Genomic DNA, 23,410 nt, shown 5'->3' on the forward strand with positions numbered 1-23,410 from the left:
TGAACAGGATGAATGAATATAACCTCAGTACAAATAGGAATAAGAGTCATAGCTTGCTTAGCTTAGCGCATGAATATCCAGTACAAAGAAGCGTCACGCACAGCGCATTTGGGCCGAATGAACTAACAACGGATGTTTATGCTTTGGGGCGCATTAGCGCGAAATGGCCAAATAAAAGCATTGAGCAAGAGTTTCGTTGTAGCTATGACGTCATTAATAAATATGACAAAGACATCAAAGACCCAAACATGAATAGCTATAGAGATGGTAGAGCCCCTTTTTGGGTCAACAGTGAACAAACTCTTAACTGCTGTACTCCTTCAACAAACAGCATTAAGAATGAAGGAAAAGCTTGGAAAGAAGAGGAAGAGCGCAACATTATCAATACTGTGCTTTCTTCTCGGTATTTTCGCTACCTTGCGAGGGAACTGGACTGGAAACTTCAAGATCTATATCACAATGACATGTACCGGCTCATCCCTAGTGAATACAACATGCAATTGCTCATTAATGCATTGGCGAAAAGCAAGCCGTCTGAGAAAGATGAAGCACTAACCGTAAACTCCCTAGTGGTTGGCCAGTTAGTACCAACACTAGGACATGAAAATACCATTAAGATTAGTAGGTTTCATCAAGTCGATGCTCAGGAAATTGCTAACAATGCTTCTTATTTGGACTGTTTTGATAGTCAGAACGATCTAATTAACGTCATTCACGCTTATCTCGTTTTAGCCAAAAATAATGGTCTTGCAGACGAAGAAAGAGCTCTTAACTATATACTCTGTTATGGCTATTCCTTTTATCAAAAAATGTATAAACAACGCAGCCAAACATCCTCTTATCAAGCTATTCGCTTAGTCAACATCGATGCCCGAGTTGACTATGTGGGAGAGAGAACATTGGTATGTGTGATTTTTAATTTCCAAGACAGTAAAACCAATGCTACGGAAGCCTGGTCTTCTACAGTAGATGTGACCGAAACGTTTCCATTTATGGTTGCGCAGTTCGAGCCTTATATCAATATTTTATGAGTCGATGTGTGATTCACCCACCGCCACGTGAAATTTAGTGGCGGTGGTTTTTTTAATTCGAGTTAAAATGAGATGAAAACCTAAAAGCTAAATCGCTTTTTGGTTTAGAGAGTTAACAACTTGGGCGAGTGACAATCCAGCGCTGAAGAAAACTAAGCTTACTTCAACGCTGAATAAATAAGTTTTACAAAAATCTATGAACTATTTCCCTTTTTCTATCAATTCCCCAGTGACAGTACTACTGACACTGTTGCCTAGATTGAATATTGACTGAATACCTGTCGCACTAGAGGTGTTTTGCATCATTGCAGTTTGTTGTTGAGATACGGATAAAGTTTGACTTGAAGCCGAAAGCGCTTGGCTACTTGTATTCAGTTGATTACCTGTTGCAATCACCGGCGCCAACATAGTAACCATATCGCTAGCATTTAATGTGGACTCTAAAAATGAGACAGAAATATCTACCATGGCGCCCCAAGCGTATTGCCAAATCTTATTAACTCTTCTTGTAGGTTTGAAATATAAAACGATAGGGGAATTAGGCATAACGTATTTTGAAATATCTAATATCAATACGTGTAAATATTCCTTATTATGTTTTTTTGTCGTCAGCGAATCGACTTTATTTCCATTGACATATAAATCAATATACTCTCCTTTATGCCCCAAGTCTCCTTTTAAACTTATAGAAATTGATGCTCCAACTATTTGCCTTCTACTTGAAATCATTAGCTCAGCAGGTTCACTCTCTCCACCAATAATTTCTACTTTTTTATTTTTTTCATCTAATTGAATTTTTGATAATACGGTCATTTATACACCTCCAGTTATTTTCTATATTTTATGAAAAAATCACTAGTTATAACTGGGGAAAACCATCAATATTTAAGGGTAAATATTTAAAAAACCCCATATTAAAATTCTATTTACATTACAAAACAGCATCTGGTTTTGCTTTTATCAACCAATAAACAAAAGTATTTACCGGTCTAATCTCAATATTACTTTGATTACTAACATCCACATCCAGTAAACCTGTTGTCTCCTCGCTTGAATTTATGGCGTTTAAAAAAGTCGCTTTTGGTGGATCGGCTGGTGTAATCGCTCCTACCTGCCTGTATTTATAATTATGTTGATGTGTCTTCAAAGCATAATTTTGTGTGGAGCCAACACTATTTTTGCTACCATTTCCAGGTGTCGTTCTTTTCTCAAGGCTACCTGGATATTGCGTACTATTAGAATCATCAACACCACGTAAGAAGGTTCCCTTATAATTTGGCAGTTGAAATCTTCCTGACTTTTGATTCCCGCCATAGAGGAAACCTAATGCTGAAAATAGCACCGGAAATTCGGATATTTTCACACTCTGACCATCACACAAGAGCCAGTCAAACATAAATAAATTGGTTTTATGCTCTTTCAAATCATCAGGGCTCAACCTAAGCTCTCCAGCAAAAGCAATAACAGAGCCTACCGGCATTCCCAATGAAGATGGGAATGGCGGAAACTGGGGAGCGGGCATCACTGAAGTGGTACGTTTATCTTCCATAAAGGTGTCTTCCTATATTTTTTAAATTATCGTCGTCACTAAGTACTGACATAGCGGTTGGCAAAGTAATGGTCCAAGAGTTTTTTTCTTCTTTATCGCGGTCGGGATAAGGGAGCTTTTTATAGTCGTTGACAATAGCTAAGGCTTGCTCGTTAACAGGGGTTAGATGCTCAGCGCCATGCCAAATTTGCCCTGTATCTAAGAAATACAAGAACCTCAATACTTGATTTTCTTTAACAGGTAATAGGACTTTAGCTTTGGTTGCCAATAAAAAGCGTTTTAAATAAAGAGTATTATCAAGTTTTGATAATACTGGAGAAGTAGTAATGCCAAGACTATCACCATCCTGTTCATCAGGAGATAATTCAAACAGCTTACAATAAAGATGATCCCACTCTAGTGCATTTTCAAAATACTGGGTAAAGGGAAGTTCGTCATTTGGATAAGACTGATCTCCTGCACAGCGTCGCATGGCTTTATCATACAATACGCGCATGCTTTGCTTAGCAATATAATTATTAATTAGGCCTCGAGTTACTGGTGTATCATGATCTTCTAACCATCTCTCTAGTTGTTTCAGTTTTTCATGGTACTCAGCTAACTGCTTATCATAACCTCGACCTAATGCTTTATAGACTTCGTATTTCCATTGATTTAAATAATCTTCCTTAGCCACTAGATCAATCTGAATATTTGCTAAATAGCTTATATCTTGCTGAATATTTGCTAAATAGCTTATATCTTGCTCTTCTGAAGAGGGTAACTTTTTTAAAACAGAAACAGACAACTCCGTTAATTGCGCTCCACTAATGCTTGGTACAAATGAGCCTGATGTAAAGACATGACCGTCTTTTGTCATAGGTACGGATTCCCCACCAAGTGTCACTTCGAAAAGTGGCGCCGTACTGCAATTAATCACCACACAAATAGCATTAAGCTGATAACCAGGCTCTACAGAAAAAGAACAACTCGAAGCCACTTGGTCACTTTTAAAACTCTTGGCAACACTGTAGCTTTGCGGTGGCACAGCCACCTCTTCGACAGAAAATTGCTCTGCTAATGTCAGATAATAAAGCGGATCCGCCGTAACGGTACTAATGTCAGCATAGCTATTAAGCCCTACTTGCTTAAGCGTTTCTGGTGCTGAAAAATCATGTAACCTCTGCATTTCCAGCATTCGCTCTAATTCGGTATTTTGAATAGGAAAGATAATTTCGATTAGCAAACGCTTTCTCAGATCGGAAGCAACCACTTCATATTCCTTATTAAGCCAATAGTAAAAACCATTGGTATTACGATCGGATTCATTCGCAAACCTATTGGTAATAGTCAACTCTTTTTCTATAGTCAAACGCGTTTGACGAGCTTTTTGAACCGCTGCAGAGGCCTTGCTTTGAGTTTGCTCTAGTACTTTTTTTACAAACTCGACATGTCGTTCGTCCCCTCTAGCAGGCTTTTCATCTATGGTCCAGCCGCCCGTGGTTGTCGCATTAGGGGACGTACCTGCATAGTCAGCTTTGTAATCTTTAAAGTCTGTTGTAACCGAGCGATCTGCTAAAATTTGCTGTACATAAGTGTTGAGATCTTTATCAATCAATTGTTGCTGAGTATCATTTATCTCATTATTAGAGTTTTTCGAGTTAGCTTGCTGCTGATCTTGGACTAATTCACGAGAGCAGCTTTCGCGAGTCTCCCCTTTTAAAACCGTTTCAACTTTTTGTAATTCTCCAAGTTTATATCCAACCAGTTTATACTCGATTAAATGTAAGGTTCCTAGAGCATAATAGCGTGCATCATAAAGATTTTCTGTATTTTCACCTTTTACATTTTCAGCTGTATTATCGATATCCTCGACTACTTCAACCTGATCTATCAACCTACTATCTGGAAGCGGAAAAATACTTTTAGGCAAGAGTAAGCTTGCTTGCCACCATATCGATAAAAACTCTTCTGTAATCTCAATACCATGGTTGATGCTATTATTCACATGTTTTAAAACATTTATTTTCTTTAATAATTTGAACAATTCTTCCAACCAACTTAGTTCATAATCGATTTGAATTATCAATGAAAAAACACTTAACCATAGCGACTTTGTTTGATTTTCAGATACATTTAATACTTCACCATTTTTTTCTAAAAACTTTATAAGGTCTCTAGCTGATGTATTTTCATTAAATGGTGCATTAAAAATAAACTGCAATGAATCATTAAACTGCACTGAATAACGCAGAAAAGAGTGTTTCTGAAATTTAGTTCCATTAATATAATTGGCAGAAAGTGACTCCATTTTTTCTCTATTCAGATTTTTATCAAGCTCCTCTAATTCTATATAGTAATCTGTAGTAGTTACTGAAGATGGCACTTCGAAAAAATTATTTGCTCTAAAAAAATCACTAACCTCAATAAAAGATCCGACATTTAAATAAGGAAAGAGATTCTGATAGGTAGATTTTGTCCCTTTACCTATTAAAACATCAATTTCAGACTCATTTCTCATAATTCATCTCAAAAATAATAATAATCCACTACAATAAAACTTCATTTAACATAAAAATCGTATTACTAACTCAAAAACACAGCTTAATTTATTATAAATATCATCATTTTAAATGACATAAAAAAGGCCGCATTATAATATGCAGCCTAAATCATAAGTATCACTCTGAATTCATATTTTATTAATTTCATTCTGAATAATTCTTTGTAAATCCATAATTTTTTGACAATTATTTTCCAGAATCTCATCCAAGTTTAGTTTCATACTATTAATCTGAGCATCTAATCCTATACGATGCTCGGAGATTGTTCTTTCTAATGTTTGAACATCAAAATTATTGGATGAGGGCACTTTTTCCTTTACATAGGGCCCCTGGCTATAGCGTTTCCCATCAGGATCAAACTCAGAATTAGCAGGAAGGTTCGTAACCAATTCTACTGCTTCTGCCTTAGGTTCAATCATTACTTTTATCCTCAGGTTTTATAAACGTCCAAAAGAGTCTGTAGCCCAGAAAAGTATAAAACCAAGTGCAGTGAGTGAGATTAGCAATGCCCCTATACCTACTAAAAATAGCATTTTCGATCTATTCACTGGTTTTCTTTTAACATTGGTGCTCTCTTTTTCTTCCTTGCCTTTTTTGCAGGTATCACTCTTATTACTTTGAGCAATAGGAGGATAAGAGGAGCGCTCCTTTGGCATTGTGATTGGGCCACTCTTATTTGCCTGTGCTTGCAAAATTCTGGCACAAGCATTAGTAACAGAACTAGAAGAGGCCATTTGTGAATTCTGTTGAGATACGATGGCGTTTTGCATTCCACGTGAAAGAGTGTCTGCAAATATCGTATCTACAACCTCTAGGGAATAATTATTTTTCGACGGCTCATTCTCATTGGAATTCTGAGACTTTAAATCATTATCCATACGCTCCTCCTCCAGTCATTTTGAGGCTCTGGTGTTGTTAACACTGCTATAAAGCTCAATGAAGTTATTACGAGATGCTTGAGATTGCTCATTGATCTTATCAAGTGCCATCAAGTACTCTGGATTACCCGTTTCTATATAGTTTGCCAACGTTACGCCACTTGCCGTCGTCAATAAGGTACTCATATCCCGATAAGAGTTGGCAGCATCTTGAACCGCTAGCGCCCCTGATTGAGCTAAAGATTTATCAGTAATCTGATACGTTTGTTCCGTGTCTTTTGCACTCATTTTGACCCCCTGAAAATTAGAAAACTTCGAGGCTCTACGAGCCCCGAATCGTCCACTAAAAATTAGCGACGAACATCACCACGATCAATAATTTGTCCAGATACCGTTCCTGTAACCGCATTACCTGTGTTCATCAAAGCATTAATGCCTTGAACGGTTGCGGCTTGCCACATCACGTTTGCTTGTTGTTGACCAGCCGTTAGGTTTTGAGCTGAAACGGCCAATGCTTGACTGGTCATCATCATCAAGTTACCCATCGCAATAGCTGGGGTGTCCCCAAGAACTTTTGTATTTACTTGAGTGACGGAATCAGTAATGGCTTCATTAACATAGTTTGGCATAATGTATCCTTTATATATTGTATGTATGTTTATAGATGATTAAGTACCTGCGCTATCTTGTTAGATAACATTACCCTCGATCAATAATATTGCCTGTTACGGCACCTGTTACCGCATTACCGGTATTCATCAAAGCATTAATCCCTTGAACGGTTGCAGATTGATGCAAGACATTTGTTTGCTGCTGTCCTGTTGCTAAATTTTGACCAGATACGCTTAGCGCTTGGCTAGTCGTCAGAATCAAATTCCCCATTGCTGATGCTGGAGTATCACCAAGCACCTTAGTATTTACTTGAGTAACTGAATCAGTTATTGCACCATTTACACTTGTTGGCATTATATTCCCCTTTAATAATTGATTATTTTAAATATAAATATAAAAAACCAACTAATTTAAAAACCATTTGTTAAAAAAATGCACCTGATGTTCTCATTATTTCAGCATTAGAATGAGTCGATGAGACATTTAAAGTAACATTCCCTAAATGCTGATTAACTACAGCATTAGATATTGCTATTGATAACACTGTACTCGAAGTATTCATAAGACTTGCAGCAGAGTTAGCAGAAGACAGACCTACAGTGACAAAGGTTGTATTTGATACTGCTTCTGTGACCTGATTACTCATTAAACCACCTACTTAAGTAAATAGAATATTTCACATCAATAAACTTTAATTAACACTTTAATATAAGTTACTTCGGAGCTAAAAAAGCCCCGAAGTAATTTATTGAATTATCGACGAACATCACCTCGATCGATGATTTGTCCTGATACAGTACCGGTTACAGCGTTACCAGTATTCATTAACGCGTTAATACCTTGAACAGTAGCTGCTTGCCACATCACGTTTGCTTGCTGCTGGCCTGTTGTTAAGTTTTGAGCAGAAACGGCTAATGCTTGACTGGTTGTCATCATTAAGTTGCCCATTGCACTCGCAGGCACGTCACCAAGTACTTTTGTATTTACTTGAGTTACAGAATCTGTAATGGCTTCATTCACATAATTTGGCATAAATATTCCTCATTTATTATCTATTGAATTGTTTATTAATTACTTTTATCGCCTTGCTAGGCGAGTTTATCCACGGTCAATAATATTACCTGTCACCGTACCTGTTACCGCATTACCAGTATTCATTAAGGCATTGATACCTTGAACAGTTGCTGTCTGATGCATCACATTGGCTTGCTGCTGTCCTGTTGTTGCATTCTGACCAGACACACTAAGAGCCTGACTGGTAGTAAGAATCAAGTTGCCCATTGCTGATGCTGGGGTATCACCAAGCACCTTAGTATTTACTTGAGTAACTGAGTCTGTAATCGAACTATCTACAGTATTTGGCATATTTTCTCCTTTAATTATCTATTGCGAATACGCACTATTTAAAAATCGGGCTATGTAGAAATGCTAATAACCCTATTACTGTTCAAAACGAGTTTTAAAGAATATTCTCCGTTACTGCGCTTTGAACTGCACTTCCAGTACTCATTATTCCTGAGTTAGATTGAGCCGATACTGTTTGACGAGTAAGGCTACCCGCTTGCTGATTAGCAACAGCATTAAGCATGGATAATGATATTGATGTACTAACCGAATTAATTAGATTTACAGCAGAATTAACTGAAGATAAACCTACGGTTAGCAAAGCCATATCTGCAACTGTATTTTTAATCAACTGACTCATAACGATCACCTTATTTCTTTTCATTTTAAAAATGAAACCACCCCTAACAATAAAACTATAAAACTGAAACACTTCATTTAAACAATATTAATATTAATATTAATATTTTATTTTTCCTGAGTTTAAGTAACGAAAAAATAAGTGTTTTCAATGAAATTAACTTTATGAGAAAACTTTATTTTCCAACCTTAATTTCTGCCTATGCTGTCTAGGTGTATAACCAACATAACGTTTGAACATTTTCTCAAAATGACTTAAATCACCAAATCCAGATTGCAAACTAATATCGGTAATTTTCATTTGCGGAGAAGCTTCGATAAGTTGCTTGGCATAGCGCACTCGGACTTGAACGAGAATTGTTTTAAAAGATAGGTCCAGATAGTTTCTAAATAGAAAAGATAGATGTGAAGAGCTTGTGCAAGCTACATCAGATAGATTAGCGAGAGATATATCTTCTTTAAAATTTTCTCCCATATAAAGAATAGCTTTTTTTAGACCTTGATGAACATGATTAAATTGGTCAATATCCAGTGATAATATTTTGCCAATTGTGTCAGACTCATCATTTGTTTTTTTAATAAGATTTAGTGCTAGGACATCTTCTTTGGTTATGTTCCCATCACTACAAGAGGCTAATAAGAAGAGCACTCTTTGTAACTGATCTAAATTTCCAGGCCAGTCATAACTTAATAGTATGTCTATCGCCACATCCTCTATATGGTTTATAGACAACTTTTTAAGGATGTAATTAACGTGTAATTTAAGATCTTCTTTTCTTTCGCGTAAGGCTGGTATATTTATTTCTAAATGAGGAACGGTACAGCCAAATATTTTTGCAATGTATTGCGGATTGTCATGATGAGAAATTAATGAATTAGTACAGGAAATAATGAGGTGGAATTTATTTTCCAATAACTGATTATTGAATTCAGTCCCAGTAAATAAATCCATTAAATATATTTTTAATTTTTCAGGTAAAAGATCAACCTCAGATAAATAGAGTGTTCCTCCAGAAGAAGTAGATAGGCTTTTTTTCAGGAATTTATTATAGCTAACTATGTCAGTAATATTAGAAGAAACATGGATGAAAGCGTCTTTTTCGAAACCTCTGCGTTTATGCATTTGCTTTGCAATTGAAATCTTTTCAGTGCCTATTTCTCCTGATATGAAAATTGGATAGCTTACCTTGTCTGAAAATTCTATTTGATTTCGGATTCGAATAATATCTAAAGAGTCACCAATCAGTGGGTATTCCTCTTGTAAAAACGAAGATGTATCGAGCTCTTTACGTGGATTAAATACTTCATCTCTCACTTCAAATTCCTTTTTTCGTCATTATAAAATTTGGTGTAAGCATCTATACTAAATCCGACTCGTATTTTTATATTGGCCAAAGCAGTTACTTTTTCAGGGAAAACGATTAAAAATAGAAAAGAAAAAATTATAAAAACTAAAATAGCTGAGAGACAAACGAGAGGAGTTTGAGATAATTGAGATAATTGAGATAATTGAGATAATTGAGATAATTTAAACGAAGAAAGTCACTCTACAGAAAACACCATAAGAGTGAATTTTAAATTAATAACAATCATAAATAATGAATCAAAATATTTTAAATATATGATAATTAACTAAAAAAACAGTAATATTCCTTTTTATCTTAATGTGTTCTCAACCTGCCCAAGCGCCCTTCGGTACATACGCCAAGCACAAAAACCCGCGAGGATATTACCGATTAGAACGCCGAAGAACAGCCCTTTAAGCCCAGCGATTTCCGAGCCAATCCACAAGCAAGGTAAGAAGAAGGCAAATAAGCGCAATGCAGATATCGTCAACGCGGTATAGGATTTTCCCAAGGCGTTAGAGATAGACACCATCAACATACAAATACCGAGCAAACCAAGGCTCACCGGCACTATCATCAGATGCCAATGCAAGATTTTCGAGACTTCTTCGTCGCTGGTCATCAAGTTTGCCAATACGCCCGAGATGAAGAAAGTAATTACGGCGATCACCAACTGAAACGACAACACAAAGCGACACGCCAAACGCACCACATACCGCACATCGTCCAAACGGCCTTCGCCTAACAATCGCCCTACCATTGGCGGCATAGACATAGTCAGCGCCAACACAGCCACAATAGAGAAAAATTCAAAGCGCGAACCCAATGCCCAAGACGCCACCGCGGCCGTGCCAAACCCAGCAATCAGCTTGGTCGCCAACATAGAGGAGACTGGCGGCAACAACTGACTGATCATCGCAGGCCCCATAATATGACCAATCGACGCCAAGCTCTTGCCGATATTAAGATCTTGCCAATCAAAGGTAACCCAATGTTTACGAGCCACTTTAGGTGCAACTATCAAGATACCCAAACCGAACGCCACCGTAGTCGCCATCGCAGCGCCGTTCAAGCCAAGATCGAAAGTAAAAATAAAGATGGGATCCAGCACCAAGTTCAGCACGCTGGTCACAATCATCATAATGCCAGGCAACAATGTATTCCCATTGGAACGACAAATGCTGTAATAAAAATAGATTAACGCACCCACCCAAGCGCTGAGCAACCAATGGGGCCAATATGAATCAATAATAGGATAGACAGAATCTGGCGCACTTAATAGCGCCAAAATAGGATGACGTAACAACCAAATGATCACGCTAAAGAAAGCAATACCTACGCTTCCCATCATCAGCACCAAACCGCCTAATTGCTTGGCATAACGCTTGTCCCCTGCGCCTAAGGCACGAGAAATAATCGCCGTTGTTGCAATCCCCAGCCCCACTTGCAAGCCAATCACAATCATTTGAATCGGCAAGGTAAACCCTTGCGCGGCCAGCGGCAATAGTCCTAATTGTCCAATGAAAGCACTGTCCACCAGCTGAAAACTCATCAACGACAAAACACCAAACATCATTGGCCATGTCATGGAAAAAAGCTGCTTAGCGAGAGAATTAGATTGGGACACTGGAGCGGACATATAGGAACTCTTACAAAAACTGAACCTATATTCTAACCTACTTTACGGACAACTGGATGACACTCGTCTTCACCAAAGACACTATGCAATGAAAAGTCTCATTCTTCAGTATGACGCTGGCTGTCATTGTATCCATACCACAGCATGACTAAAGCAATGATAGAAAAGATCACAAAGCCGCTGGCCAATGGGATGACGGTGAAGTTGTAAAACTGCCCAGCTACTGTTGCCAACACAATGGCAATCAAACTTGATAGAGAGGAGATCAACGACGCACCCAGCCCAGCCATGCTCCCTAACGGCTCCATAGCCATAGCGTTTACATTGCCAAACACCATGCCAAGACAAGAAAACATCACCATACCCAAGCCCATAAAGACTATAAAAGGCGGCACACCATCAAAAAATAAAGCCACGATCAAAAGGATAAAAGCCGTCGAGAACATCACACTCAAAGCACCAATAACACAGCGTAGCATACCAACTCGCAGGACAATTTTGCCGTTTGAAAAATTGATAATAGAAGACCCTATCGCCAGCATGCCAAAAAACAAAGGAAAACGGTCGCCCGTATTATAGACATCCTGAAAAATAGACTGTGCCGTACTTATGTACAGCATCAAGGCACCAAAAATACAACCTAACAAAACGGTAAACGCCATCACATCTCGACGGCTAAGTATGATACGAACATCGGCCACTAATCGTTTTCGGTTAAGTGGAATAAGGTTTTCTTTCGACAAGGTTTCAGGCTGACGCAGCAGCAACCATACGCCTGCAATGGTTGCTTGAGTCATTAACAAACCAAAAATCCAACGCCAATCTGCGACTTGCAACACGAGCTGCCCAATAGAGGGTGCAAGCATGGGCACAAGAATAAACACCATCATCACAAACGACATAATGCGAGCCATCGCTGCGCCTTTGTACATATCTCGAATTAATGCTCTAGAGGCGATTTTTGGCCCCGCCACGCCGAACCCTTGAATAACGCGCCCCAACAAAAACACTTCAATTGAAGATGCCGCCAAGGCCACTAAAGAACCGATAATGTAAATACAGATTCCCAGAAGAATGCTTTTCTTACGACCAATCGCGTCCGACAAAGGACCAAAGACTATCTCGCCAAACACCATGCCCAGAATCATCGCCGACACAATCCACTGGGTTTTCTGATAATCCACAATTGCTAAGGACTCAGCAATATTGGGAAACGCCGGTAACATGGCATCCATGCTCAACGCCGTGAGCGACATCATCAAAGCAAACAATGCTACCAACTCTTTTTCAGCCAAGCGTTTTACCTGAGTTCCAGTGGTCGATTGTGAATCTAGCAGAGACATCCCTTTCCTTAGCAGCTAATAAAATGGACCAATAGTTTACTCGCCTTCTTGGTTATCTAACAATTAATTCGCTGGCGATTTCGCTAACAATTCCACCACAGCCGCTTTTACGTCTTGTATTAATTCGGCTTCGTCCACGCCAAGTACTTGGCCATTTTCAACCACTCGCTTGCCGTTCACAAAGCTGTGTTTAATGAGCGCTGGTTCACCACATAAGATCGGCGCTTCTAGCGGGCTGTGTACACCAGAAAAACGCGGAGTATCAAGGGAATACAACACCAAATCCGCCGCATAACCCTCGGCAATTTGGCCTGTTTTCAGCCCCAAAAGCTCAGCACCGTTTTGGGTTCCCCATTTTAGTACTTGCGCTACATTTGTGGCTGCTGGACCGCCCTGCGTACGATGCAGCAGCCAAGCCAAATTCAACTCTTGCAGCATAGAGGCATTTTCACTGGACGCGGAACCATCAACACCAAGGGTAATAGGAATGCCCGCTTTTTCCATCGCCAAAATAGGAGCAATACCGCTGCCTAGTCGACAATTTGACGTTGGACAATGAGCGATTCGAGTCTTAGTTTGCGCCAATAATTCAATCGCATGAGCATCCGCTTGCACCAAGTGAGCGAACCACACATCGTCGCCTAACCAATCACAATGAGCGGCGTAATCAATGGCGCTCATACCGAAGTTTTGTTGTGCCATTTGTTCATCAAAAGACACTTCTAATAAATGTGAATGACGCAGCAACTTACGTTCTTTTGCCCATTGAGCATAACGGCGTAAATCTTCGGCTGGCGAGGTGTGAACCAAACTGGTAGGCGCGACGACCAAGCGCCGCATACTGAATGGGCTGTCATCATGATAGCGTTTGTAGGAAGCTTCAAGGCGATCCAATGACAAATCCAATGACTCTGGAACGATGCCGCTGTCTCGCATGCCTTTATGACTGCCTTGTACCGTTGCGCCACCACGGCATAAAATTAAGCGAATACCTAAATCTTCGGCAGCTCGCCAAACGGCGTCTTCCAACTCAGGCGATGTGCTCGCATGATACAAATAATGGTGATCCGCGCAGGTTGTCACCCCAGAACGCAGCTGTTCATAAAGACCTAATTTCGCCGCGACATACATTAAATCTGGCGTAATTTGTGGCCAAAAACGATAGGGAACGCTTGCCAGCCATTCCCCTAGCCCTTGATTCAAACCCGCTGGAATGCCTTTTAGTATCGACTGAGCAAGATGATGGTGAGTATTCACAAAACCAGGATAAACTACACAGTGAGACGCGTCTATTAACTCATCGTCAGGCTCGCGATTTAGTGTCGGAGCAATGGCGGCAATCACGCCATCTTTGATACGGATGTCTTGAGGAAACTCATAACCAAAAACCGCTTTGGCTTGGCGGATTAAATACTGGGGCATAACACTCTCCTTTTTTAGGAAAGAGCAATGTCCAGGCCACAAGGCTTAACCGCTTCTACTCTTTATTTCACATACAATTTAACTGGACCAACAAGCAAACCCTATACCAGTCTGCACAAAGCCAATGAGCACACAGCAGGTACGAACCATTCATCATATTTCGCATGCTATTAATCATATTTATGGTGCGACTAGACCGCAACACGCCCAATTTAAGTGCAGAACAGAGCACTAACAACCGCATTATTGCCGAATTTATAGACAAATATATTTGGCCTGCTTGTTGCTTAGTCATAAATAGCGCAAACAGTTTGCGTGACGCAATGAGTAGAAGCGGTCAAATTTGGTGTCGGATTCCAACAAACCAAGTTCGGGCATTGCTCACTGCCTTATCGACAACCCAAAGAGGATGTCGAAAGGGAAGTGACAGCCGTTTCCATTTAACTCGACTGTGTACCCAGCCCTCTCGCTCTTTCCTCATCTTGTTTTCTTTGTGGTTGTTTCAGTGACTGAGTTTGGTTTGCTTAAAAAAGCAACGCCGAATCTATGATGAAGCATGGAGAAAACAATGAACAACCAACTAAAAACACCGCTATTTCGTAATCTATGCCTAGCTGGGGCCATGGCATTTTCGGCTTTAAATGGCTGTGCTGCATTCGCAGCAGATGAGGTGAAATTCCAACTAGACTGGTTGCCCGGTGGTGACAAAGCGCCGATTTATGTGGGCATCAAAAAAGGCTTTTTCAAAGACGCTGATTTAGATGTAACGGTGGCAAGTGGACGAGGTTCCACCGATGCGATTAGCAAACTCGCCACCGGCAATGCAGACATGGGATTATCTGACTTAGTCGCCTTGTTAATGGCAAAAGCTGAAAACGATGTGCCGGTTTCTGCGGTTTATTCGGTTTTCAGTAAAGCACCTCACGCTTTCTTTGTGCCTTCTGACTCAGACGTTAAAAGCGTAAAAAATGTCGCAGGTAAACGCATTGCCACCTCACCTTATACCTCTTCAAATGTCTTTTTACCTTTGCTGTTAGACGTGAATGGCGTTGATCCAAACAGCATAAAATTGGTCAAAGCAGACGCCGGCGCTCTAAACCCAATGTTACTTTCTGGTAACACAGACGTCGTTATTTCATGGGTAACTGACACCGTAATTTATCAACAACAAGCCAAAAGTGCTGGCCAAACCTTGCGCGTATTGCCTTGGTACGATGCAGGGTTGGAATTTTATTCAACGTCCGTCATTGCATCTGATCGCTTTATCAATAAGCACCCAGACGTGACAAAACGTTTTGTTCAAGCCTATAAAAAAGCCATCGAATACACTTGGGAGCATCCAGAGGAAAGCGGAGAAATCGTTCATGACATGGTGCCTGAAGTCGATGCCAGCACAGCAACGGATACCATTAATTCCATCAAATCCTTGGTTTATAATGCAGTAAGTGATCAAGATGGCTACGGCGTATTTACCAAAGAACGACTCGCCACCACATGGAAATGGACTGCCGAAGCACAAGACATTGCCGTCGACAGTTTTGATCCAGAAAGCGCCGTTAATCGCCAATTTATTCCTAAATAAGCGCTGCGATTTATACCCGTTAAAAATCTAAACAGATAGTTTTTAACGGGTATAAGGGTCAAATCAAATTAAATCTACAGATATCTCTTTTTATCTGGCCGCTCAAGCTTAGATCACACCTCTAGGGTTGCTTCGGACTATTGTTAAAGATCTTGGGGCTTTAATATTGCATTAAAGTATAAGTAATCTCACAGTCTGCTGCTCAGTTTATTTTATTATGTTCCGTCCTGATATGGGTGCTTTCATTCGTCATTTGAACGGTATTTAAGTTTGTGTTCTAGTGCTTGCAGCTCGGAGTCATCGACTTGGTCGGCAGCTAACTTTTCTTGTTTTTTACGAAGCTGCTCAAATTCCACATATCGTTCGTTAGTCGAGTGCTCCATTTGCGCATGACTGATTGAGCCAGCATCCGCTAATAAAGGAAAACCATTGCTGCTAATAATCTCGCCAACACGTGTTTGCCAAAACGCCATACGCGTTTCTATACGGCTCTTGGCACGTAGCTCAGCGGTTTCTAAAAAGATCACCACTAGCCGATTAAGCGTGTCTATTTCATCTTCATTCAAATAGTTTTTAGCAATTAAAATATCTTGTTTACGTACTTTATCGCCTTTCCAGCTGAACAATCCAAACCTATCGTCATTTGGATTAGCACGGGCACAAATTAACTCAGCGGCGGTCTGTTGTGTTACCGCATAGATCAATAGGTTTTGCACTGTGGCAAAAAACTGTAGAGTGCTTTTATCACTCTTATCGTAATCGATGCTAAGAGCAAACAGCTCACGTACTTTTTGGTAAAAACGTTTTTCTGAGGCACGAATATCACGGATTCGTGCCAACATCTCATCAAAATAATCAGGTCGACCATCGGGATTTTTCAAGCGCTCATCATCCATTACGAAGCCCTTATGTAAATACTCGCTCAGTACCGTACTGGCCCAGCGACGAAACTGTACGCCGCGCGGCGAACGTACTCGATAACCGACAGCCAAAATGGCGTCAAGATTGTAGTGTACAACCTTATATTTTTTGCCATCGGAGGCAGTTGTCAACCATTGGTTGACAACTGCCTCTTGGATCAACTCTCCATCTAAAAAAATCGCTTTAAGATGCTTAGCTACATTTTGTTTCGAGGTGAGAAACAGCTCGGCCATTTCCAGCTGACTGAGCCAGACCGTACCGTTATCTGCTCGAAGTTGAATCTGATTTTTTCCGTCTTCGGTGGTGTATAAGATCAGTTCATTCATGCATTGATTTCCTTATCAGAGTGAGTGGGTATGCATAACAGCCATACTATGCGGTGCCTTTTTTTACTGATCATTTTAGGTATGCAACAAATTTTCATTTAATTTATCAAAATATATTGTTTCTCAGAACGGTTGGAGAGAATAGGGGAAAGTAGAGTAACTCTCAACCAAATAGGCCCAATCAAACCAGTCTGAGCGCTTATGCAACACTTAAGATTAGAGTAAGATATCTTCATTAAAAATAACAACAGAGGTCAATATGGACATAGGTCTGGCCAAGCATTTAAAACTCAATCAGCTGCGTTTAATTTCAGTTATTTCAGAGCATGGTCAACTTGGCATCGCTGCGGATGAAATGGCGATGACACAGCCTGCCGCGTCACGTATGTTAAGTGAAATTGAGCAAACCATTGGTACACGTTTATTTATTCGTCATGCTAAAGGCATGGAGCCAACCTTGGTTGGCCAAGCAGTGGCACGTCGGGCGCACAATCTTTTGGTTGAGCTGCGAGATCTTGCCCGTGAAGTAGGCGAACTAAAAGAAGGTGGTGGTGGCACCACGGCCATCGGCGCAGTAACAGGTGCTGCAGTGGGCTTTGTGATTCCAGCGATTCAGCAATTGCGAGCCATCGCTCCAAAGGCCGAGATCGATATCAATGTTGATACCAGTGATATTTTGGTGCGCGATCTAGTCGCCGGACACAATGACTTTGTGCTCGCGCGAATTCCCAAACAATACGATGCCAACGAATTTGAAATTTACCCAGCTCGCACAGAGTCCGTCACCCTCGTGGTTCGAAAAGATCATCCATTGGCCAATTTAGATCATGTTAAGATTCGTGACCTAGCAAATTTTGAATGGGTCATGCAATCGCACCGCGCGCCCATACGGGAAGCCGTCGAAGCCGCTTTTATGGAAGAGCGTGCCGAGCTGCCACTAAGCATCACTAACAGTACGTCTTTATTGGCATTGATCGCGATTCTTGTCTCTTCCAATGCCATTGCCCCTATGGCCAGAGAAGTCAGTGATTTGCTGGTTGGTCATAAAGTGAAAGCCGATTTGAAAACGCTCAAATTAGACCGAAAAATTGTCATGAGCCCCTATTATTTGTTGCAAATGCGTGGCCGCCAATTGTCTCCTCTCGCCAACCAGCTTAAGCGTTTGGTACTTGCCGAGCTGGAACAAAAAACCACTAATGTGTAAATCACTCATTATTAACCAGCCAAAAAAAAGCGAGTCGGTTGCTTTCAAAACCGAACTCGCTAACGCCTTGCTTTGGGACTAAATCACAAAAACTATTGATTAAGATCTTTTGGTAACAATGCTTTTGGAATGTTTTGGTAACAAACAGGACGCAAGAAACGACGAATCGACAAGGTACCCACTGAGGTGGCACCGAAGTTTGTTGACGCTGGATAAGGGCCGCCATGCACCATGGTATCGTTCACTTCAACCCCTGTTGGAAAACCGTTCGCCAACAAACGCCCCGCTTTACGCTCCAATACAGGCAAGAGTTTCTGACACGCAGCATAATCGCCTTCATCAAGGTGAATGGTACAAGTAAGTTGACCTTCCAAGTGACGAGCAAGCTCGACCATTTGCTCAACACTGTCCGCTAATACAACCAAACCAAGAGGACCAAAGACTTCATGGTGAAGTGTTGGATGATCTAACCATGCTTGACCTGTTACCGTGAACAAGTTTGGTCGTGCGGTACGATCTTCAGTATCTGCTGTACGTACCACAGACTGAATACCGGTTTTTTCAATCGCTGCTACACCTGAACGGTACGCATCAGCAATGCCATCAGTAAGCATGGTTTGCGCAGCGACTTCCGACAATGCCGCACTCGCCGCCGCTATCATGACTTTTGAGTCTGCGTTGTCTAACATCACTGCAATACCAGGGTTGGTACAAAACTGTCCAGCCCCCATGGTTAATGAACCTGCCCAACCTTTGCCCAACTCTGCCGCTCGGCTTTTCACCGCTTCTGGCATCACAAACATTGGATTCACAGAACCTAATTCACCAAAGAAAGGAATCGGTTCTGGACGTGCCGCACACAAATCAAACAAGGCTCGCCCACCAGCTAAACTGCCTGTAAAACCAACCGCTTTAATTAACGGATGCTGCACTAAGGCTTGACCAACTTGACGGTTACCGCCTTGGATCAAGGAGAAAACGCCCGCTGGCATCTTGCAACGTTTTATCGCCGCTTCAATCGCTTGCGCCACTAACTCGCCCGTTCCCGGATGAGCTGAATGGCCTTTCACCACAACTGGACAACCGGCCGCTAGAGCCGCTGCGGTATCGCCACCCGCCGTTGAAAACGCCAATGGAAAGTTAGACGTTCCAAACACAGCAACTGGACCGATTGGACGCTGTACCATGTACATATCTGGACGCGGCAATGGTGCGCGATCTGGCAAGGCTTCATCAAAACGACGATCCAAGTATTCACCTGATAAAATACGCTCTGCGAACAAACGAAGTTGCCCTGTTGTACGACCGCGTTCGCCCTGCAAACGTGCTGCTGGCAAACCGGTTTCTTGTACGCCAACTTCAGTAATTTGATCGCCTAGCACATCGATTTCGTCAGCAATGGCATTCAAAAAAGCCGCACGATCTTCACGAGTGGAATAACCAAATTCCTCAAACGCCGCTTCGGCGGCTTCTACCGCTGCATCCACATCTGACACACGACCCACGGCAAATTCATGAGAAGGTCCTGTAGCAGGCGTTGAAGAAAATGTTGCGTCGCCCTTTACCCATTTACCGGCAATAAAATGCTGTCCCGTTAACATACTCACTCCTCTCTACTTTGTTCAATTAATATACGTATCTATTCAGTACTAATGTTTCAGACCGAAGAGGACTTGATTGCAGAGGAAACGTTTGCGACATGGATGTCGCAACCGAGCCTACAGGGAGGTATTCACGGCGTTTTCCTCTCAACAAGTCCGTTTGGTCTTTTCACTAAACCGTTATGAATAGCCATTTGTTAATGGCTATCTTTTGGTACCGCAGCACCACGACACCCTTTTAGGAAGTCAAAATCGGCACCTGTATCGGCACCTTGTACGTGGTCATGGAATAATTTGATGTAACCACTTTTTGGTGGTTCCAAATGACTTTTCCAGTTTGCTAAACGTGTTGCCATTTCTTCATCAGAAATATCCACATGAAGGCGTCGATTTTCTACGTCTAATTCAATCATGTCGCCATTTTGAATGACGGCCAATGGACCGCCAGCAGCCGCTTCTGGTGTGGTATGTAAAACCACAGTGCCATAAGCCGTTCCCGACATACGTGCATCAGAAATGCGTACCATGTCTTTAATACCTTTGCGCAACACTTTTGGTGGTAAGCCCATGTTGCCAACTTCCGCCATGCCTGGATAACCTTTTGGCCCACAGTTCTTTAGCACCATGACACAGTTTTCATCGATATCCAAAGCTTCGTCATTGATCTTAGCTTTGTAATCATCAATGTCTTCAAACACCACAGCGCGGCCGCGGTGCTGCAATAAATGCGCCGATGCCGCAGACGGTTTTAATACCGCGCCTTGTGGCGCAAGGTTACCTTTCAATACAACAATACCGCCTTTTTGTGTCAGTGCTTTTTCAACGGGCAAAATAACGTCTGGGTTCCAGTTGCGAACCTCTTTCACTTCTTCCCAAATTGATTCGCCAGACACGGTAATGGCGTTTTTATGCAATTTGCCGGCTTCTGCCAAGTGCTTGATTACCACTGGCAAGCCGCCTGCGTAGAAGAATTCTTCCATCAGGTATTTACCTGACGGCATCAAGTTCACAATAGTGGCGATTTCTTGGCCCAATTTATCCCAATCATCTAGGGTTAAATCCACACCAACACGACCAGCAATGGCCAATAAGTGAATCACAGCATTGGTAGAACCACCAATTGCACCGTTTACTCGAATTGCGTTTTCAAAAGCTTGGCGAGTCAAAATGTCAGACGGTTTCAAATCATCTTTCACCATATCAACGATACGACGACCGGTAAGATGCGCCATAACGCGACGACGACTGTCTACAGCAGGAATCGCTGCGTTACCCGATAACGCCATACCCAAAGCTTCTGCCATAGATGCCATGGTGCTGGCGGTGCCCATAGTGTTACAAGAACCCGCAGAGCGCGACATAGATTGCTCGGCTTCAAGGAAGTCTTCTTGTGTCATCTTGCCCGCTTTAATGTCTTCCGACATTTGCCACAAGGCTGTACCAGAACCCACACGCTCGCCTCTAAAATAGCCGTTCAACATCGGACCACCAGACACAACAATCGCAGGAATATCGACACTACAGGCGCCCATAAGCAACGCTGGAGTGGTTTTGTCGCAACCTGCTAACAAGACAACGCCATCAAGAGGATTGGCACGTAAAGCTTCTTCCACATCCATCGCTGCCATGTTGCGATACATCATGGCCGTTGGGCGAAGTGAGCTTTCACCCACAGAGAACACAGGAAACTCTAGTGGCAACCCACCCGCTTCATAAATACCGTGTTTCACACGATCGGCAAGATCTCGAAGATGGGCGTTACAAGGTGTAAGCTGCGACCAGGTATTACAAATGCCAATCACTGGACGACCATCAAATAAATCCGCCGGCAAACCTTGGTTTTTCATCCAGCTGCGATGGTAAATATGATCACGTGAGGTACCGCCAAACCATTCGGTTGAACGTAATTTGCGGGGCCATGTTTTCGGTACGAACGTGCCTTTATCAGAATCACTCATACCCAACCTCCATCAACGATAAAGTTTTGCGCCGAGCACATTGCCGCCGCATCGGACCCTAAAAACAGCGCCATGTTGGCGATGTGTTCGGGAAGCACCTTGCCTGCTAGGCATTGGCTTTGTTTAATTTTTTCTTCTGCCGCGTCATCAACCCACATGCGCAGTTGTTTTTCTGTCATCACCCAGCCCGGTACCAAGGTATTCACACGAATACCAGAACTACCCAAATCACGGGCAAGGGATCGAGTTAAACCGTGGGTCGCCGCTTTGCTCGTGCCGTAAGTTGGATAACCGGCCGTTGCCATCATCCAGCCCACAGAACCAAAATTGATAATCGAACCACCACCCAATTTACGCATCATCGGCGCAACCGCTTGAGCGGCAAACATAGCGTGTTTGATATTCACACCTACTAGCTCATCAAAACGCTCTTCTGTCAGCGATTCTAAAGAATGACGTACGTCGTTGGCGGCGTTGTTCATTAACACAGAAATTGGCCCAAAAGCCTCTGCGGCTGCACGGATTTTGCTTTGATAATCTTGAATATCAGTGATATCACACACTTCAAAGCGCACTTCACAACCGTCTTTTTTAAGACGTTTGGCGAGCGCCGTACCGGCTTTTTCATCCAAATCCACAAAGGCCGTTTTTGCGCCTTGCTTGGCGTACGCTTCAACAATCGCAGCACCAATACCGGTCGCGCCACCAGAGATAAAGACCGAGCGATCTTTTAAGTCTGGGTAAACCGCGCTATTTTTTTATTCATAACGGCGCTACCTCGGTATCGAGTTCATCCGCTTTCGCCAAGGCGTTGCGTAATGGCAGACCAAAGGTAGGTGAAGAGATTTCAAACACGTCGCCTTCTTGAGCCTGAATACCATCGGCAAAAGACAGGGTTGCCGTGCCAAACATATGCACGTGCAGATCGCCTGGTTGGCGGAAAATGGAGTATTTAAAGTGATGGTGTTCTAGGTTTTTAAAGGTGTGTGACATATTGTCCTCACCAGATAAAAAGCCTTTCTCCCAAAGCGTTTTCTCGCCACGTTCGATACGTGAATGACCATCAATGTGCATTGGCAATTCGCCCACGAGCAACTCTGGACCAAACGACGCTGGGCGCAATTTTGAATGAGCCAAGTACAAGTAGTTCTGGCGCTCTGTAATGTGATCGGAGAATTCATTCGCCAAGGTATACCCAAGACGATGCACTTTGCCGTCATCGCCCACCAAGTAAAAACCAGCGATTTCTGGCTCTTCGCCGCCATCTAATGCAAAAGACGGTGAAGGCAGAGCATCACCCGGCGCAACCACGCCTGCACCATTGCCTTTATAAAACCATTCTGGCTGAACGCCTTCTTCACCGTCTTTTGGCTTACCTCCTTCCACACCCATCTGGAAAATCTTCATGGAATCTGTCAGCTCTTCGCTTTTCGCATGCATGGCATTACGAGTCGCAGCAGAACCTAGATGCGTTAAACCAGTACCAGTCAGATACATGTGCGCAGGATCTGGGTGACGAACAGGACAATCTAGCTGGTTATTCTTAGCCAGCTCTGCCAAATTCACCGACTCACCTAAACCATGTTTTTCAATAATAGACTTCAACGGCACGCCATTTTTAACGGCTTCTTTTGCGAGCTCGTAAACGCTCGACGCATGAAGTACAAGGTGTGCCGTACTTTCATTAGAAAGCCCTTCACGGCAAACCACACCACCTTGTTTAATTTGAGATAAAAACAACATAATTCGCT

At 42.1% G+C, this 23,410-nt stretch carries 24 protein-coding genes; 3 read left to right on the forward strand and 21 right to left on the reverse strand.

Annotated elements, in window-relative coordinates:
- The first annotated feature begins 8 nt into the window (after positions 1–8).
- A complete protein-coding gene (locus ACO05V_RS00700; RefSeq protein ID WP_421846558.1) occupies positions 9–1,031 on the forward strand; it encodes a hypothetical protein in 1,023 nt (340 codons plus the stop codon).
- Positions 1,032–1,232: 201 nt separating this feature from the next.
- Here ACO05V_RS00700 and ACO05V_RS00705 read toward each other — a convergent pair whose 3' ends face one another.
- From ACO05V_RS00705 to ACO05V_RS00780, 16 genes are all read right to left on the reverse strand, one after another.
- Positions 1,233–1,844 carry a hypothetical protein gene (locus tag ACO05V_RS00705; RefSeq protein WP_421846560.1) on the reverse strand — a complete coding sequence of 204 codons (612 nt, stop codon included), beginning with the start codon at positions 1,842–1,844 and terminating at the stop codon, positions 1,233–1,235.
- A 118-nt stretch (positions 1,845–1,962) separates the two neighbouring features.
- Positions 1,963–2,580: a phage tail protein gene (locus ACO05V_RS00710; protein ID WP_421846562.1), complete on the reverse strand. Its 618-nt coding sequence runs from the start codon at positions 2,578–2,580 to the stop codon at positions 1,963–1,965.
- Positions 2,570–5,080: a hypothetical protein gene (locus ACO05V_RS00715; protein ID WP_421846564.1), complete on the reverse strand. Its 2,511-nt coding sequence runs from the start codon at positions 5,078–5,080 to the stop codon at positions 2,570–2,572. Before ACO05V_RS00715 ends, ACO05V_RS00710 begins: the two co-directional genes overlap by 11 nt.
- Positions 5,081–5,251: 171 nt before the next feature.
- Entirely contained in the window at positions 5,252–5,542 is a 291-nt protein-coding gene (locus ACO05V_RS00720; RefSeq protein WP_421846566.1) for a hypothetical protein, read from the reverse strand.
- A gap of 18 nt (positions 5,543–5,560) precedes the next feature.
- On the reverse strand, positions 5,561–6,001 hold the full coding sequence (locus ACO05V_RS00725; RefSeq protein WP_421846568.1) for a RebB family R body protein: 441 nt from the start codon (positions 5,999–6,001) through the stop codon (positions 5,561–5,563).
- A 15-nt stretch (positions 6,002–6,016) separates the two neighbouring features.
- Positions 6,017–6,289 carry a hypothetical protein gene (locus ACO05V_RS00730; RefSeq protein WP_421846570.1) on the reverse strand — a complete coding sequence of 91 codons (273 nt, stop codon included), beginning with the start codon at positions 6,287–6,289 and terminating at the stop codon, positions 6,017–6,019.
- 62 nt (positions 6,290–6,351) lie between these two features.
- Positions 6,352–6,630, reverse strand: a complete 279-nt coding sequence (locus tag ACO05V_RS00735) for a RebB family R body protein (RefSeq protein WP_421846572.1) — start codon at positions 6,628–6,630, stop codon at positions 6,352–6,354.
- Between the two features lie 70 nt (positions 6,631–6,700).
- Entirely contained in the window at positions 6,701–6,967 is a 267-nt protein-coding gene (locus ACO05V_RS00740; protein WP_421846574.1) for a RebB family R body protein, read from the reverse strand.
- A gap of 70 nt (positions 6,968–7,037) precedes the next feature.
- Entirely contained in the window at positions 7,038–7,259 is a 222-nt protein-coding gene (locus tag ACO05V_RS00745) for a RebB family R body protein (protein WP_421846576.1), read from the reverse strand.
- 107 nt (positions 7,260–7,366) lie between these two features.
- Complete coding sequence (locus ACO05V_RS00750) at positions 7,367–7,645, reverse strand: RebB family R body protein (protein ID WP_421846578.1); 279 nt, start codon at positions 7,643–7,645, stop codon at positions 7,367–7,369.
- A gap of 66 nt (positions 7,646–7,711) precedes the next feature.
- Entirely contained in the window at positions 7,712–7,978 is a 267-nt protein-coding gene (locus ACO05V_RS00755) for a RebB family R body protein (protein ID WP_421846580.1), read from the reverse strand.
- A gap of 94 nt (positions 7,979–8,072) precedes the next feature.
- Positions 8,073–8,318 (reverse strand): RebB family R body protein, encoded by a 246-nt coding sequence (locus ACO05V_RS00760; RefSeq protein ID WP_421846582.1) that lies wholly within the window; start codon positions 8,316–8,318, stop codon positions 8,073–8,075.
- Positions 8,319–8,480: 162 nt separating this feature from the next.
- Positions 8,481–9,632: a helix-turn-helix domain-containing protein gene (locus ACO05V_RS00765; protein WP_421846584.1), complete on the reverse strand. Its 1,152-nt coding sequence runs from the start codon at positions 9,630–9,632 to the stop codon at positions 8,481–8,483.
- 341 nt (positions 9,633–9,973) lie between these two features.
- The gene (locus ACO05V_RS00770; RefSeq protein ID WP_421846586.1) at positions 9,974–11,302 is read right to left on the reverse strand and encodes an MATE family efflux transporter; all 1,329 of its coding nucleotides are present in this window, start codon (positions 11,300–11,302) and stop codon (positions 9,974–9,976) included.
- Between the two features lie 98 nt (positions 11,303–11,400).
- Entirely contained in the window at positions 11,401–12,645 is a 1,245-nt protein-coding gene (locus ACO05V_RS00775; protein ID WP_421846588.1) for a multidrug effflux MFS transporter, read from the reverse strand.
- 63 nt (positions 12,646–12,708) lie between these two features.
- Positions 12,709–14,067 (reverse strand): amidohydrolase family protein, encoded by a 1,359-nt coding sequence (locus ACO05V_RS00780; RefSeq protein ID WP_421846590.1) that lies wholly within the window; start codon positions 14,065–14,067, stop codon positions 12,709–12,711.
- Between the two features lie 568 nt (positions 14,068–14,635).
- On the opposite strand from ACO05V_RS00780, the gene ACO05V_RS00785 reads away from it, so the two are divergent.
- Positions 14,636–15,649, forward strand: a complete 1,014-nt coding sequence (locus ACO05V_RS00785; protein ID WP_421846592.1) for an ABC transporter substrate-binding protein — start codon at positions 14,636–14,638, stop codon at positions 15,647–15,649.
- A 242-nt stretch (positions 15,650–15,891) separates the two neighbouring features.
- On the opposite strand, the gene ACO05V_RS00790 is transcribed toward ACO05V_RS00785, so the two are convergent.
- A complete protein-coding gene (locus ACO05V_RS00790) occupies positions 15,892–16,896 on the reverse strand; it encodes a virulence RhuM family protein (RefSeq protein ID WP_421846594.1) in 1,005 nt (334 codons plus the stop codon).
- A 259-nt stretch (positions 16,897–17,155) separates the two neighbouring features.
- Here ACO05V_RS00790 and ACO05V_RS00795 point away from each other — a divergent pair, with 259 nt between their 5' ends.
- Positions 17,156–18,100, forward strand: coding sequence for a LysR family transcriptional regulator (locus tag ACO05V_RS00795; protein ID WP_421846596.1), 945 nt, complete (start codon positions 17,156–17,158; stop codon positions 18,098–18,100).
- A 92-nt stretch (positions 18,101–18,192) separates the two neighbouring features.
- Here ACO05V_RS00795 and ACO05V_RS00800 read toward each other — a convergent pair whose 3' ends face one another.
- From ACO05V_RS00800 to araD1, 4 genes are all read right to left on the reverse strand, one after another.
- Positions 18,193–19,701: an aldehyde dehydrogenase (NADP(+)) gene (locus tag ACO05V_RS00800; protein WP_421846598.1), complete on the reverse strand. Its 1,509-nt coding sequence runs from the start codon at positions 19,699–19,701 to the stop codon at positions 18,193–18,195.
- A 197-nt stretch (positions 19,702–19,898) separates the two neighbouring features.
- Positions 19,899–21,659: an L-arabinonate dehydratase gene (araD, locus tag ACO05V_RS00805; RefSeq protein WP_421846600.1), complete on the reverse strand. Its 1,761-nt coding sequence runs from the start codon at positions 21,657–21,659 to the stop codon at positions 19,899–19,901.
- Positions 21,656–22,372, reverse strand: coding sequence for an SDR family NAD(P)-dependent oxidoreductase (locus tag ACO05V_RS00810; protein ID WP_421856837.1), 717 nt, complete (start codon positions 22,370–22,372; stop codon positions 21,656–21,658). Before ACO05V_RS00810 ends, araD begins: the two co-directional genes overlap by 4 nt.
- A gap of 49 nt (positions 22,373–22,421) precedes the next feature.
- Entirely contained in the window at positions 22,422–23,402 is a 981-nt protein-coding gene (araD1, locus tag ACO05V_RS00815; RefSeq protein WP_421846602.1) for an AraD1 family protein, read from the reverse strand.
- Positions 23,403–23,410: the final 8 nt, after the last annotated feature.

Origin of the sequence: Marinomonas sp. (assembly GCF_965225885.1) — a bacterium.
GTDB lineage: Bacteria > Pseudomonadota > Gammaproteobacteria > Pseudomonadales > Marinomonadaceae > Marinomonas.